Origin of the sequence: Azonexus hydrophilus (assembly GCF_038368255.1) — a bacterium.
Taxonomy (GTDB): Bacteria; Pseudomonadota; Gammaproteobacteria; order Burkholderiales; family Rhodocyclaceae; genus Azonexus; species Azonexus hydrophilus.
The window spans coordinates 822,222-835,591 of the sequence record NZ_CP151406.1 but is presented as its reverse complement, the minus strand read 5'-3'; the positions used below and the strand labels follow the sequence as shown (position 1 = coordinate 835,591).

The 13,370-nt window shown below is 62.9% G+C and carries 13 protein-coding genes and 1 tRNA gene; 1 reads left to right on the top strand and 13 read right to left on the bottom strand.

The features are described from left to right. Window positions 1–17 precede the first annotated feature (17 nt). Complete coding sequence (locus AADV58_RS04075; RefSeq protein WP_341744145.1) at window positions 18–509, top strand: thioesterase family protein; 492 nt, start codon at window positions 18–20, stop codon at window positions 507–509. Here AADV58_RS04075 and ppk2 read toward each other — a convergent pair. The 13 genes from ppk2 to AADV58_RS04010 all read right to left on the bottom strand — a co-directional run bounded on the left by ppk2 (window position 506) and on the right by AADV58_RS04010 (window position 13,325). Then, window positions 506–1,615, bottom strand: a complete 1,110-nt coding sequence (gene ppk2, locus AADV58_RS04070; RefSeq protein WP_281982914.1) for a polyphosphate kinase 2 — start codon at window positions 1,613–1,615, stop codon at window positions 506–508. The two genes, AADV58_RS04075 and ppk2, sit on opposite strands and share 4 nt — an antisense overlap. 58 nt (window positions 1,616–1,673) lie before the next feature. Then, window positions 1,674–2,129 (bottom strand): SixA phosphatase family protein, encoded by a 456-nt coding sequence (locus tag AADV58_RS04065; protein WP_281982912.1) that lies wholly within the window; start codon window positions 2,127–2,129, stop codon window positions 1,674–1,676. 62 nt (window positions 2,130–2,191) lie between these two features. Continuing rightward, window positions 2,192–2,392, bottom strand: coding sequence for a hypothetical protein (locus tag AADV58_RS04060; RefSeq protein WP_281982910.1), 201 nt, complete (start codon window positions 2,390–2,392; stop codon window positions 2,192–2,194). Between the two features lie 31 nt (window positions 2,393–2,423). Further along, complete coding sequence (locus AADV58_RS04055) at window positions 2,424–3,677, bottom strand: HD-GYP domain-containing protein (RefSeq protein WP_341744144.1); 1,254 nt, start codon at window positions 3,675–3,677, stop codon at window positions 2,424–2,426. A 194-nt stretch (window positions 3,678–3,871) separates the two neighbouring features. Beyond that, a tRNA-Phe gene (locus AADV58_RS04050) sits at window positions 3,872–3,947 on the bottom strand. Between the two features lie 73 nt (window positions 3,948–4,020). Beyond that, a complete protein-coding gene (locus tag AADV58_RS04045; protein ID WP_043421168.1) occupies window positions 4,021–5,538 on the bottom strand; it encodes a sensor histidine kinase in 1,518 nt (505 codons plus the stop codon). Continuing rightward, window positions 5,516–6,187 carry a response regulator transcription factor gene (locus AADV58_RS04040; RefSeq protein ID WP_043421166.1) on the bottom strand — a complete coding sequence of 224 codons (672 nt, stop codon included), beginning with the start codon at window positions 6,185–6,187 and terminating at the stop codon, window positions 5,516–5,518. Before AADV58_RS04040 ends, AADV58_RS04045 begins: the two co-directional genes overlap by 23 nt. A gap of 230 nt (window positions 6,188–6,417) precedes the next feature. Further along, window positions 6,418–8,103: a cation acetate symporter gene (locus tag AADV58_RS04035; RefSeq protein ID WP_341744143.1), complete on the bottom strand. Its 1,686-nt coding sequence runs from the start codon at window positions 8,101–8,103 to the stop codon at window positions 6,418–6,420. Continuing rightward, window positions 8,100–8,417 carry a DUF485 domain-containing protein gene (locus AADV58_RS04030; protein ID WP_341744142.1) on the bottom strand — a complete coding sequence of 106 codons (318 nt, stop codon included), beginning with the start codon at window positions 8,415–8,417 and terminating at the stop codon, window positions 8,100–8,102. Before AADV58_RS04030 ends, AADV58_RS04035 begins: the two co-directional genes overlap by 4 nt. 146 nt (window positions 8,418–8,563) lie before the next feature. Beyond that, window positions 8,564–10,216 carry a chaperonin GroEL gene (gene groL / locus AADV58_RS04025; protein WP_341744141.1) on the bottom strand — a complete coding sequence of 551 codons (1,653 nt, stop codon included), beginning with the start codon at window positions 10,214–10,216 and terminating at the stop codon, window positions 8,564–8,566. Window positions 10,217–10,264: 48 nt separating this feature from the next. Next, window positions 10,265–10,555 (bottom strand): co-chaperone GroES, encoded by a 291-nt coding sequence (locus tag AADV58_RS04020; protein ID WP_028994852.1) that lies wholly within the window; start codon window positions 10,553–10,555, stop codon window positions 10,265–10,267. Window positions 10,556–10,742: 187 nt separating this feature from the next. Then, window positions 10,743–11,945 carry an ammonium transporter gene (locus AADV58_RS04015; protein ID WP_341744140.1) on the bottom strand — a complete coding sequence of 401 codons (1,203 nt, stop codon included), beginning with the start codon at window positions 11,943–11,945 and terminating at the stop codon, window positions 10,743–10,745. Window positions 11,946–12,101: 156 nt separating this feature from the next. Continuing rightward, entirely contained in the window at window positions 12,102–13,325 is a 1,224-nt protein-coding gene (locus AADV58_RS04010) for a murein transglycosylase A (RefSeq protein ID WP_341744139.1), read from the bottom strand. Window positions 13,326–13,370 lie beyond the last annotated feature (45 nt).

Genomic DNA, 13,370 nt, shown 5'->3' with positions numbered 1-13,370 from the left:
ATGCTACAAACCCGGGCATGACCCACACCGCCCAGACCCCACGCCGCTCCGCCGAAGAGCAGCAGCGACTCGAAGCCACGCTGCGCGAGATGTTCGAACACCGCATCAGTTTCAACGAAGTGCTCGGCCTCAAGGTTGCTTCCTTCGACCCAGCCGCCCCGCAACTGGTTTTCGACATGCGCCCTGAACTGGTCGGCCATTACCTCTACGGCCGGCTGCATGGCGGCGCCATTGCCGCCGTCCTCGATACCGTCGGCGGTTTTGCAGCCGTTGTCGGCATCGCCGAGAAGTTCGCCGGCGAATCCGCCGAGCAGGTCGCGCACCGCTTCGGCCGCATCGGCACCATCGACCTGCGCACCGACTTCCTGCATCAGGGCATCGGCAAGCAATTCACGGCCACCGGACGGATCACCCGCCTCGGCGGGCGCATCGCCTCGATCCAGATGACGCTGGAGAATGAAAGCGGGCTGCTGATCGCAACCGGCAGCGCCGCTTACGTGGTCAGTTAAATCAGCGCTACCGACTGCTCGCCGCGTTCATAGACGACGTTGGCACGGCCGACGATCAGCGGGTCGAGATTGCCGATCCGCGACGTGTCCTTGTTCGTGTACGGCAGTTTGTGCAGCACGTAGCGCAGGGCATTCAGGCGCGCGCGCTTCTTGCAGTTCGACTTGATCACCGTCCACGGCGAATCCGCCGTATCGGTGTGGAAGAACATCGCCTCCTTGGCCTTGGTGTAGTCGTGCCACTTGTCGAGCGAAGCCATGTCGATCGGGGACAGCTTCCACTGCTTGAGCGGGTGCACCTTGCGCTCGCGGAAACGACGGCGTTGCTCTTCCTGGCTGACCGAGAACCAGAACTTGATCAGGTGGGTGCCGTTGCGCACCAGCATGCGTTCGAATTCCGGCGCCTGGCGAACGAATTCGCCGTACTCCTGGTCGGAACAGAAGCCCATGACCCGCTCGACGCCGGCCCGGTTGTACCAGGAACGGTCGAACAGCACGATCTCGCCGTTGGTCGGCAGATGCTGCACGTAACGCTGGAAATACCACTGGCCGCGTTCGATTTCGGACGGCTTCTCCAGCGCGACGACGCGTGCGCCCCGTGGATTCAAGTGTTCCATGAACCGCTTGATGGTGCCCCCTTTACCCGCCGCGTCGCGGCCTTCGAACAGGATCACCACTTTCTGCCCGGTTTCCTTGACCCAGGCCTGCAGCTTCAGCAACTCGACCTGCAGCCGGTATTTCTGGCGCTCGTAATTGGCGCGCTGCATCAGGTTCTTGTACGGATAACCGCCTTCGCGCCAATCCTTGGCCAGCTCCTCGTCCGGATTGACGATGGCGTCATCGACCACGATACGTTGCTGCTTGAGCAGGCTCTTGAGCAGCGTCAGCGCTTCCTCGGCCGGAGAATTGGCGAGGATGTCGCGCATCGCCGCCATTTTGGCCTCCTGGGCCGCATCGACGGCATTATGCACGGAAAAGCCCTCGATCCCGGCCGGCGTCTGCACCGGCGGCACATCACCGCTGGCGACCGGGCGTTGACGGGTGGCGCGGGTGCGCGTTGCTGGTGCTGCGGCCGTGGTGGTGGCCGTCTTCTTTTTCGCTGTAACCATGAATGCCCCTTGTTTGGATTGCCAAAGGGTCTATTTCACGCCTATGGGCGGCGCTTGTCTAGTCCAGCAATTCGACCGGAATCACCGCGCGCAGCACGGTCTGCGTTTCGCCCTGGCGCAGGCGGTTGCTCAACCACCAGACAGCCCCCTTCTTGATGCTCCAGTCGGCTTCCTGACCGGCCAGCAGCAGCGAGGCCAATCGCCCGAGCGACGGCTGATGGCCGACGATCAGCACCGAGCCGCGCGCATCGGGCCAGCCCGATGCGGCGATCAGTTCCGACACGCAAGCATCGGGGCCGATCTTGCGCTGGGTCTCGAATGGCAGCTTGAGGGCCTGCGCTGTTTGCTGGGTGCGGATCGCCGGACTGACGACGATGCGCAAATCCTTGGGCAGGTTTTCGTGCAGCCAGGACGCCATGCGCCTGGCCTGCTTTTCACCGCGTTCGGTCAAGCGGCGTTTCAGATCGTCTTCGCCATCCTCGGCTTCGGCATGGCGCCACAGCAGCAGATCCATGGTCATCTCCGGAAAAGCCGGCATCATGCCAGCGCAATGTTACGCCGGCATTGCAACGGCAATCAGACGAACAGATCGGGCTGCGGCTCGCGCAAGCTGTCGCGACTCACCGTCAGGCGCACATTGACGCCTTTGCGCCCGATGGCATCGACCACCATCCGCCCCGCCCTCGCCTCGGCGACGACGATCACGTTGCGCGTCTGCGCCCGCGTCCTGCCAACGTAGAGCGCCAGACCACCCGGTTGCGGATTCCACTTGATCATGGCTGCATCATAGCGAGGGCAAAACCCGCTGTCAGCCCCCACTCCCGGCCGGCTCGGTTGCCGGGGAGCAATCGAGCAGATCGATCACCCCTTCGAGGCGGGCGAGCGCCGCCGCTTCGATACGCTCGTTATCGACCGAAAGATGAAGATTGCGCGCCAGATTGCGCATTCTCCAGCCCAGTTCACTGACGATCTGCTGCATCTCCTCCTGCAGTCCCGGATCGGCAAAATCATCGCCGGAAAGTATCTCGGCATCGAGAATGCCGGTTGCCCGCAAGGACCTGGCAAAGCTGTCCAGCAGATGGCGGGCCTGGCCGGCGACACTCCGGATCACGCCCGAACAGTCGTCGAGCAGGACCTGGGCGATTTCCTCAGCCGCCGATTCAAGGCGGGCCAGCAGACGATGCGCCGACTCCAGATGGAAAGCCGACGACTGCGCCACCGGCGCCTTGGCGGGCAAGGTCTGCAATCCGCGGATCAGAACGTCCGCCGCCTCACGGTCGAATTCCTCGGGCACGATGCGCAAGGCCAGGGATACCCGATTACTGCATGACTCGCCACGGCTGATCAAGGCGGCGGCAGCATCGGCAACGGCCAGCCACCCGGACAGGCGATGCTGCTCCTGGCGCGACAATTGCGCCGGATAACCACTGCCGTCATGGCGTTCATGATGTTGCCCGACACAGGCCAGCACGCTTTTGGGCAACGAGGTCAGATTGCCGATCAGCAATTGCCCGACATGCGGGTGCGTCGCCACGTGCTTCCACTCGCGCGGCGACAGATGACCTTGCCGCTGCAGATATTCCGGATTGATGTAAATCTCGCCGAGATCGTGCAAGGCCGACGCCAGCAACAGCACCTGGGCATCACCGCTCGGCGCGTTCACCTCGCCGGCGATCCCGGCGCACAGCGCGGCGACGATCTGAGTCCGGCGATAACTTTCGGGGTCGGCATGCCAGGCGCAGGTCATCAGCATCAATAGCGGCGGCGGGATATGCAAGCCTCGCGCATCGCGCAGAATCTCGCGGGCGGCGCGCCCACCGGCAATACTGGCCAGGGCAGGCACTTCGGCAATCAGATCGATCGCCCCCTGCATCATTTCGCCGACCGTCAGACCGTCATGAACCGCCAGTGAAGATTCGAGTGGCGCCCGCAACTTGCGCAGCAGCAGGCGATCCTGCATCTCCCGGGAAATCTCGGCGCCCTTGGCGAGCAGCTTCATCCCATGCTCGTCGTAGATATCCTCAGTCGCCACGATCGAGTGGCTCTCGGAGAGATTGAGCAATTTCTCCACACAGTGTCGGTTCGAGCTATAGGCCGCCATCGTCCTTCAAACACCTTGCTGCATCTACGGGATTTCGACTTTTTACACCTTATGACGAAGAAATACCAGAAGCACATGGATTTCATCTTCAACCAGCAAGCAGCACCAGAAATGCAAAAAGCCCGGCTTTTAACCGGGCTTTCTACATTTATTCGTGGTGGCCAATCGCGGAATCGAACCACGGACACGCGGATTTTCAATCCGCTGCTCTACCAACTGAGCTAATTGGCCTAAAGAGCGCGCATTATAGCGATAGCACCGATGCTCTGCAAGGGCGTTGCGCAGATTTTCAGGACTCCCGGCGTCAGGGACCGAGGGGCGGCGACTGCCGGTAGAGTTCGGCGTAGTCATCCGGTGGGTTCGGTGGCGGCAGCGGCGGGTACCAGGTGGCGAAGGCCACCCGGGCAACCGCCCCCTTGCCGCGCGGATTCGGGCGCAGCGTGGCACGGGCATCGTGCTGGTTGGCGATTTCCTGGACGATGGCCAGACCCAGGCCGCTGCCCTCGCCGGCCGCATCGTCGACGCGGTAGAAACGCTCGAACACCAGTTCCGCCTGTTCGGGCGAAATGCCCACCCCGTCATCCTCGACTTCAAGCAATACGGTCTTGCCGGTGTCGATGATGCGGCAGGTCACGTGGCCGCCGGGCGGCGTGTAGCGGATGGCGTTGTCGATCAGGTTCTTGGCCAGCTCGCGCAACAGGAAGGGATTGCCGGTGATCATGGCCTTGCCGGCCGACTCGAAACCCAGGTCGATGCTCTTTTCCAGGGCAACGATGACCCAGTCCTCGACCACCTCGCGAACCAGCAGCGCGAGGTCCGTCGGTTCGTGTTTCTGCTGGCCGATTTCACTGCCTTCGGTCCGCGCCAGCGTCAGCAACTGATTGACCAGGCGACCGGCCCGGTCGACGCCGGTGGCGATCTGGCGCAGAGCATGGCGCAGGGCGGCCGGGTCGGTTTCGCGGACGGCGAACTGGGCCTGAGTTTTCAGACCGGTCAAGGGCGTACGCATCTGGTGCGCAGCGTCGGCGACGAAACGCTGCTGAGCCTCGACGTTGCGCTTCATCCGCTCGAGCATTTCGTTGAACGCCTCGACCAGCGGCTCCAGTTCTTCCGGCACGCGGCGCGTGGCAATCGGCGACAGGTCGGCGGGATCGCGGTCCTCGATGGTGTTGCGCAGCCGGGTCAGCGGCCGCAGGCCGCGCGACAGGCCGAACCAGACCAGCATGACGGCCAGCGGGATGATGATGAATTGCGGCAGGATCACGCTGGCGACAATGCGGTTGGCCAGTTGCGTGCGTTTCTCGGTTGTTTCGGCAACCTCGACCAGCACCCACTCCTCGACCGGGGCCTGCGGCTCGGCGATGAAGGAATAGGCGACGCGGATATCCTGGCCCTTGTACTCCATGTCGCGGAAGTAGATTTCGCCGGGGACCATCTCGGCTTGCCCGGGGAATTCGGGCACCGGCAAGTCGAGGTCGCCGGCAAGCAGTTTTTTGTCCTGAGTCAGGACGTGGAAATAGACGCTGTCGAGTTCATCGGCCCGCAACATGGCGCGCGTTGTCGCGTGCAGGGAGAGCACCGGCTTGCCGTCGACCAGTTGCACCTGCCGGCTGATGGTAGCGACGTGCTCGCGCAGGGACTGGTCGTAGGGAAAGTTGGCGACGTTGTTGGCGAAGTAGTGCGTGAAGGCGATGCTCAACGGCCAGACGAACAGCAGGGGCGCGAGCATCCAGTCGAGAATCTCGCCGAACAGCGAGCGCTCGGTTTCCGGCGACAGCGGGCCGCTGGCGCCGGGCGGGTTACTCGCCTTGCGGTCGTTCAAGGCAATAGCCCAGGCCACGCACGGTGGCAATCTTGACGCCGCCGGGTTCCAGCTTCTTGCGCAGGCGATGGACGTACACCTCGATCGCGTTGTGGCTCACTTCCTCGCCCCAGCCGCACAGGTGATCGACCAGTTGGTCCTTGCTCACCAGGCGCCCCATGCGCGACAGCAGCACTTCGAGCAGACCGACTTCGCGCGCCGACAACTCCAGCGGCGAACCGTCGATATTGGCCACCCGACCGACCTGGTCGTAACTCAGCGAACCGCACTGGATGGTTGGCGCCGTTCCGGCCGAGCGCCGCGTCAGGGCGCGGACCCGGGCTTCCAGTTCGGCCAGTTCGAACGGCTTGACCATGTAATCGTCAGCGCCCAGGTCGAGGCCCTTGACCCGGTCGTGGGTGCCGTCAAGTGCGGTCAGGATCAGCACCGGCAACTGCGAATTGCGCGAACGCAGTCGCTTGAGCACTTCCAGGCCGGACAGTTTGGGCAGGCCGAGATCGAGGATCAGCAGGTCGTATTCGACGGTCAGCAACGCGGTGTCGGCATCCAGGCCATTGGCTGCCCAATCCACCGCATAGCCGGCCTGGCGCAGGGAACGGCTCAGACCGTCGGCGATGATCGCATCGTCTTCGGCAATCAGAATTCGCATGTTCGACACTCCCCCCAGGAGGCGTAAGCATTTTGTAAGCCTGCCCCATTAATCTGGACGGGCTGTTCTCCTTTTATGGTCTTAGGAGTTCGAGGCGCAAGCCCCGACTCAGGGGGTGGTCCGATCCTGCACTGGACAGCCCCCTACCGTTTTTTTCCGGCACCCGGAATCCCGACAAGTCTAGCAAATAACAAAAGCGTCGGGATCGTCGCTGCGTCGAATTGACGCGGCTACTGATGCGGCCGCACGGCAACGTGACCGATACCGGTTTCCGAACGAATCAGCTGATCCTGGAACAAGAGTCGCTCACGCGCCGCCTGCGGCGAACGATCAAGCAGCGACAGCAGCCAGATGGCCACGAAGGCCAGCGGCATCGAGACAATCGCCGGCGAAGCATACGGGAACGGCGCCGAACCGACCGGGTTGTGCAAGGCACTTTCCCAGACCACCGGCGACAGCAGCGTCAGCACCACCGCCGTGGCCAGTCCGAGAAAACCACCAACGGTCGCCCCGCGCGTGGTGCAGTCCTTCCACAGCACGGCCATGAAAAGCACCGGGAAATTGGCCGAACAGGCAATCGAGAAAGCCAGCATCACCAGGAAGGCGACGTTCTCGTGCTCGAAGACAATACCGAGGATGACAGCCACCACACCGAGGGAAAAGGCGGTCAGCTTGGATATCCGGCGCTCGTCGCTGGCGCGGGCATTGCCTTTGCGCCACACCGTGGCGTAGAGATCGTGCGACACGGCCGAGGCGCCGGACAGGGTCAGGCCGGCCACCACGGCCAGAATGGTGGTGAAGGCCACGGCCGAAATGAAGCCCAGGAAAAGATCGCCGCCCAGCGCGCTGGCCAGGTGCACCGCCGCCATGTTGGCCCCGCCCTGCAAACCACCCGCAACCTTGCCGCCGACAAAATAGGGGCCGGGATTGCCGATCAGGCTGACGATGGCGCCAAAGCCGATGATGAAGGTCAGCACGTAGAAATAACCGATCCACAGCGTCGCCCAGGCCACCGACTTGCGCGCCTCGCGCGCATTGGAGACGGTGAAGAAGCGCATCAGGATGTGCGGCAGGCCGGCCGTACCGAACATCAGCGCCATGCCGACGGAGATCGCCGACACCGGATCCTTGATCAAGCCGCCGGGTGCCATCAGCGCGTCCTTCAGCACATGCAGGTCGCTGGCCCGGGCAAACAGGGCCTCGGGGTTGAAGCCGGCATGGAACATCACCGCCAGCGCCATCAGCGTCGTGCCGGCAAGCAGGAAAACTGCCTTGTTGATCATCACCCAGGTGGTCGACGTCATGCCGCCGAGCAGCACGTACATCATCATCACGATGCCGACCATGATCACCGCGTAGGCGTACTCCAGCCCGAACAGGATTTTCACCAACTGGCCGGCGCCGACCATCTGCGCGGTCAGGTAGAAAAGCACCACGACCAGCGAGCCGAAGGCGGCAAAGGTGCGCACCGGACGTTGCGCGAAACGGTAGGCGGCGACGTCGGCAAAGGTGAACTTGCCCAGGTTGCGCAAGCGCTCGGCCATCAGGAAGGTGATCACCGGCCAGCCAACCAGCCAGCCGACCGAGAAGATCAGCCCGTCGAAGCCGCTGACGAAAACCAGGCCGGAAATCCCCAGGAAGGACGCCGCCGACATGTAGTCACCGGCAATCGCCAACCCGTTCTGGAAGCCGGAAATGCCGCCACCCGGCGAATACAGGTCGGCCGAGGAACGACTGCGCACGGTCGCCAGGCGCGTCATCCACAAGGTGGCGCCGACAAAGAAAATGAAGGTGGTGATCGCCGACCAGTTGGTCGGCTGGCGCGGCCCGAGGCCGACCGAGGGCATGGCCAGCGCGGCACCGGCAGTTGCCAGCGCGCAGGCAGCAAGAATCAGGAAACGGATGGAGAGGCTCATTTCAATGCCTGGCGGCGGATTTCGGTCGTATCGGCATCGAATTCCCGGTTTGCCCGGCGCACGTAAACAGCAGTCAGGACCACGGTCAGCACGATGATCGCCAGCCCGAACAGCAGGCCGGTGTTCGTCGCCATGCCGTCAAATAACGGCAGCGCCAGCCAATGCGGCGAAAACGCCAACACCAGAATGTAGGAAAAGTAGGCCATGACGATCAGGGCAGCCAGGAAAAAAGCGAAGCGGTTCCGTTTTCTGACCAGCGCCAGAAATCGCGGATTTTCACGAATATGGCCGCAACTCGCAGCTTGTTTCTGCATGAAACCGACTCCATCGGACCACCGGTCCGGCGACGCAAAGGCCGCAAGAATAGCGCATTCCGGCGGATGTTGCGATGCCGCAAAAAGCGGGCGAAAAAAAGCCCCGCCGAAGCGGGGCCTGTGACTGGCGCGAGGCCGGCCGGGTATTACATACCCATGCCGCCCATGCCACCCATACCGCCCATGCCACCCATGTCGGGCATGCCGCCGGCCGGCTTGTCTTCAGCCAGTTCGGCCACCATGCACTCGGTGGTCAGCATCAGGCCGGCCACGGAAGCGGCGTTCTGCAGCGCGGTGCGGGTGACCTTGGTCGGATCCAGCACGCCCATTTCGACCATGTCGCCGTACTCGCCGGAAGCGGCGTTGTAACCGTAGTTACCCTTGCCGCGAACGACCTTGTCGACCACCACGGACGGCTCGTCGCCAGCGTTGGCAACGATTTCGCGCAGCGGGGCTTCGATCGCCTTGAGGATCAGCTTGATGCCGGCGTCCTGGTCGTGATTGTCGCCCTTCAGGGTCTTGACCGCGGAACGGGCACGCAGCAGGGCAACGCCGCCGCCAGGAACGATGCCTTCTTCAACGGCGGCACGGGTGGCGTGCAGCGCGTCTTCGACACGGGCCTTCTTTTCCTTCATTTCGACTTCGGTGGCAGCGCCAACCTTGATCACGGCAACACCGCCGGCCAGCTTGGCCACGCGTTCCTGCAGCTTCTCGCGGTCGTAGTCGGAAGAGGCTTCCTCGATCTGGATGCGAATCTGCTTGACGCGAGCCTGGATCGAAGCTTCGTCGCCGGCGCCGTCGATGATGGTGGTGTTTTCCTTGCCGATCTCGATGCGCTTGGCCTGACCCAGATCCTTCAGGTCGGTCTTTTCCAGCGACAGGCCGGTTTCTTCGGAAATGACGGTACCGCCGGTCAGGATGGCGATGTCTTCCAGCATGGCCTTGCGACGATCACCGAAGCCCGGGGCCTTGACAGCAACGGTCTTGAGGATGCCACGGATGTTGTTGACGACCAGGGTAGCCAGCGCTTCGCCATCGACGTCTTCGGCGATGATCAGCAGCGGACGGGAAGCCTTGGCGACTTGTTCGAGGACCGGCAGCAGGTCGCGGATGTTCGAAATCTTCTTGTCGAAGAGCAGGATGAACGGGTTGTCGAGCAGGGCAACCTGCTTGTCCGGGTTGTTGATGAAGTACGGCGACAGGTAGCCACGGTCGAACTGCATGCCTTCGACGACGTCGAGTTCGTTGGCCAGGGACTTGCCGTCTTCAACGGTGATGACGCCTTCCTTGCCGACCTTTTCCATGGCTTCGGCAATGATGTCGCCGATCGAGGAATCGGAGTTGGCCGAGATCGAACCAACCTGGGCGATTTCCTTGGTCGTCGTGCACGGCTTGGAGATCTGCTTCAGTTCTTCGATGGTGGCGGCGACAGCCTTGTCGATGCCGCGCTTGAGGTCCATCGGGTTCATGCCGGCGGCAACGTACTTCATGCCTTCGCGGACGATGGCCTGAGCCAGCACGGTGGCGGTGGTGGTGCCGTCACCGGCGATGTCGGAAGTCTTGGAAGCAACTTCCTTGACCATCTGGGCGCCCATGTTGGCGAACTTGTCCTTCAGTTCGATTTCCTTGGCGACGGAAACGCCGTCCTTGGTCACGGTCGGGCCGCCGAACGAACGCTCGAGCACGACATTGCGGCCCTTCGGGCCGAGGGTGACCTTGACCGCGTCGGCCAGGATGTTGATGCCTTCGACCATACGGGCGCGGGCGGAATCACCGAATTTGACTTCTTTGGCTGCCATGTGAATAGCTCCTGAAAATTGTTCTGTGGAATAGGTCGGATGCAGGAATTACTTCTGCAGCACGCCCATGATGTCTTCTTCACGCATGACCAGGACTTCCTGGCCATCGACCTTGACGGCCTGGCCGGCGTACTTGCCGAACAGGACGCGATCGCCAACCTTGACGTCGAGGGCGATCTGCTTGCCGTTGTCGTCGCGCTTACCCGGGCCGACGGCCAGGATTTCACCCTGATCCGGCTTTTCGCCAGCGGAATCGGGGATGACGATGCCGGAGGCAGTGGTGCGCTCGGCTTCGACGCGCTTGACGATCACACGGTCGTGCAAAGGACGGATGTTCATGGATATCGCTCCTGTAGTTTTATCTGCAAAACACTGAAATTGGCCGGGCACGCGGCTGCGGCACCGGGACCGACGCGGGCGTTTGTTAGCACTCGTCGTCAGTGAGTGCTAATAATAGTGACGCCCTTGGCCGATTTCAAGGGCAGGGTGGAAGTTTTTTGTTTTCGGCTTCCACCCGCCTACCGATTTACCAGCTCGGTTCGCGCTCCGGCGTCGCCGTGATGCGGTGGATGCTCAGGTCGGCGCCCTGGTATTCCTCTTCCTGGTCGAGACGCAGGCCGAATGCGCGCTTCAGGCCGCCATAGACGACAAAACCGCCGACCAGCGCGACGCCGATTGCCAGCAGAGTCATCAGCAGTTGCGACATGAAGGCAACGCCGCCGGCGCCGCCGAGCGCGGTGCTGCCGAAGATGCCGACGGCGATGCCGCCCCAGGCCCCGCACAGGCCGTGCAGCGGCCAGACGCCGAGGACGTCGTCGATCTTCCAGCGGTTCTGGGTCAGCGTAAACAGGATCACGAACATCCCGCCGGCGATGGCGCCGATGACCAGCGCGCCCATCGGATGCACCAGGTCGGAACCGGCACAGATGGCGACCAGACCGGCCAGCGGGCCGTTATGGACGAAGCCGGGGTCGTTCTTGCCGAATACCAGCGCCGCCAGCGTGCCGCCGACCATGGCCATCAGCGAGTTGATCGCAACCAGGCCGGAAATGTTCTCGATGGTCTGCGCGCTCATCACGTTGAAGCCGAACCAGCCTACCGTCAGGATCCAGGCGCCGAGCGCCAGGAAGGGAATCGATGAAGGCGGATGCGCCGACACCCGGCCGTCCTTGGTGTAACGACCATAACGCGCACCAAGAAGAAGCACCGCCGGCAGCGCGATCCAGCCGCCCATCGCATGCACCACAACGGAGCCGGCAAAATCATGGAAGGGCGCACCAAAAGTGGCCGTCAGCCAATCCTGGATGCCGAAGGCACCATTCCAGGCGATCCCCTCGAAGAAGGGATAGACGAAGCCGACCAGCATGAAGGTGGCCGCCAGTTGCGGATAAAAGCGCGCGCGCTCGGCAATGCCGCCCGAAATGATGGCTGGAATCGCGGCGGCGAAGGTGAGCAGGAAGAAGAACTTGGTCAGTTCATAGCCGTTCTTCTCCATCAGCGTCTCGACACCGCTGAAGAAATGAACGCCGTAAGCGATGCCGTAGCCGATGAAGAAGTAGGCAATCGTCGACACGCCGAAGTCGGTCAGAATCTTGACCAGCGCGTTGACCTGATTCTTCTTGCGCACCGTGCCAACCTCGAGGAAGGCGAAGCCGGCGTGCATGGCCAGCACCATGATGCCGCCCAGAAGAATGAACAATACGTTGCTGCCAGAATGCAAAGTTTCCATGGGACCCCCAGAAAATGATCTGGGGGCTGGAAAAGCAAGCACCATTCCAGTGCATCAAATCCGTTTCAAATCAGTGCATTGGAAAATGCACCAAAACAAAACGCGCACCGCGAGCGTGCATGACGCAGGGCGAACGCCCCGGCATCGTGCATCAACTCAGTCGAGCGGATAGCCCGGCGGCAGCAGAACCCACATCCGGCCGTCCTGTTTCATGCGGCCAGCCAAGGCACCCGGCTCCTTGCCGAAGCCCCAGAAAAAATCGGCGCGCACCGCACCACGGATGGCACCACCGGTGTCCTGCGCCATCACCAGCCGGTTCAGCGGCTGCGCCGAATTGGGGCGCGTCGTCGCCAGGAAGACCGGCGCCCCCAGCGGAATCGAACGCGGATCGATGGCGATGCTGCGCTCGGGCGTCAGCGGCACACCGAGTGCGCCGATCGGACCGTCGTCACTGGCCGGCATCTCGCGGAAGAAGACATAGCTCGGATTGCTGTTGAGCAGCTCGTCCAGGCGCGCCGGGTTGGCCCGCGCCCAGGCCTGAATGCCCTGCATCGACGCCTCTTCCAGTTTCAGGTCGCCGCGATCGACGAGCAGGCGGCCGATCGAGCGATACGGATGACCGTTCTGGTCGGCGTAATTGACCCGCATGGTGCTGCCATCGGGCAGGCGGATGCGGCCCGAGCCCTGGATCTGCAGGAAGAACAGTTCGATCGGATCGTCGACCCAGGCCAGCGTCTTCGCCGGCAATTTTTCATTGGCCAGGATGTCGCCGCGCGTCCAGTAGGGCACAACCTTGTTGCCCTCGACCCGGCCGCGCACGCGCTTGCCCTTGAGTTCCGGGAAGAGGTCGCCCAGTTCGATGGTCAGCAGGTTCTCCGGCACGCCATGCACCGGAAACGCAAAGCGCTTGCCCGGCGCGCGGCTGCCCAGCAGCAGCGGTTCGTAATAACCAGTGACCATGCCGCTGACCGCCGACGTGTCGGCCGTCGACACCGCGTAAGGTTGCAGGCGGGCTTCGAAGAACTGGCGCACGGCAGCGTCCGACTTGCCGTCGACTGCATCGACCCCGGCGCAGATCTCGCGCCAGAACTGACCGGTATTGCGCCGCTGCAATCCGCGACAGGACTGGACGAAGGCCGGCCAGGCCGCCGCATGCTGGTCGGTCTTCCAGCCTGGCAGCTCGTCCCAGCTCGCCGGCGTGAACACGCGCGAGAAGGCCGGCGGCTGCACCGGCGTTTCGACGGCCGGACACGCCGGACAGGCAGCGCAGGGCGGACAGGCCGGCGCCTTTTCTTCGGATGGCGCGGGCAAGCCGGGCAAGGTCGAACACCCGGCCAGCAGCAGGGCGACAGCAAACAGGACAACTTGGCTTTTTGACATGGCTTTGGTTAGAGTGGGCAGCTTTGCCGCACAGTATACCTGCCA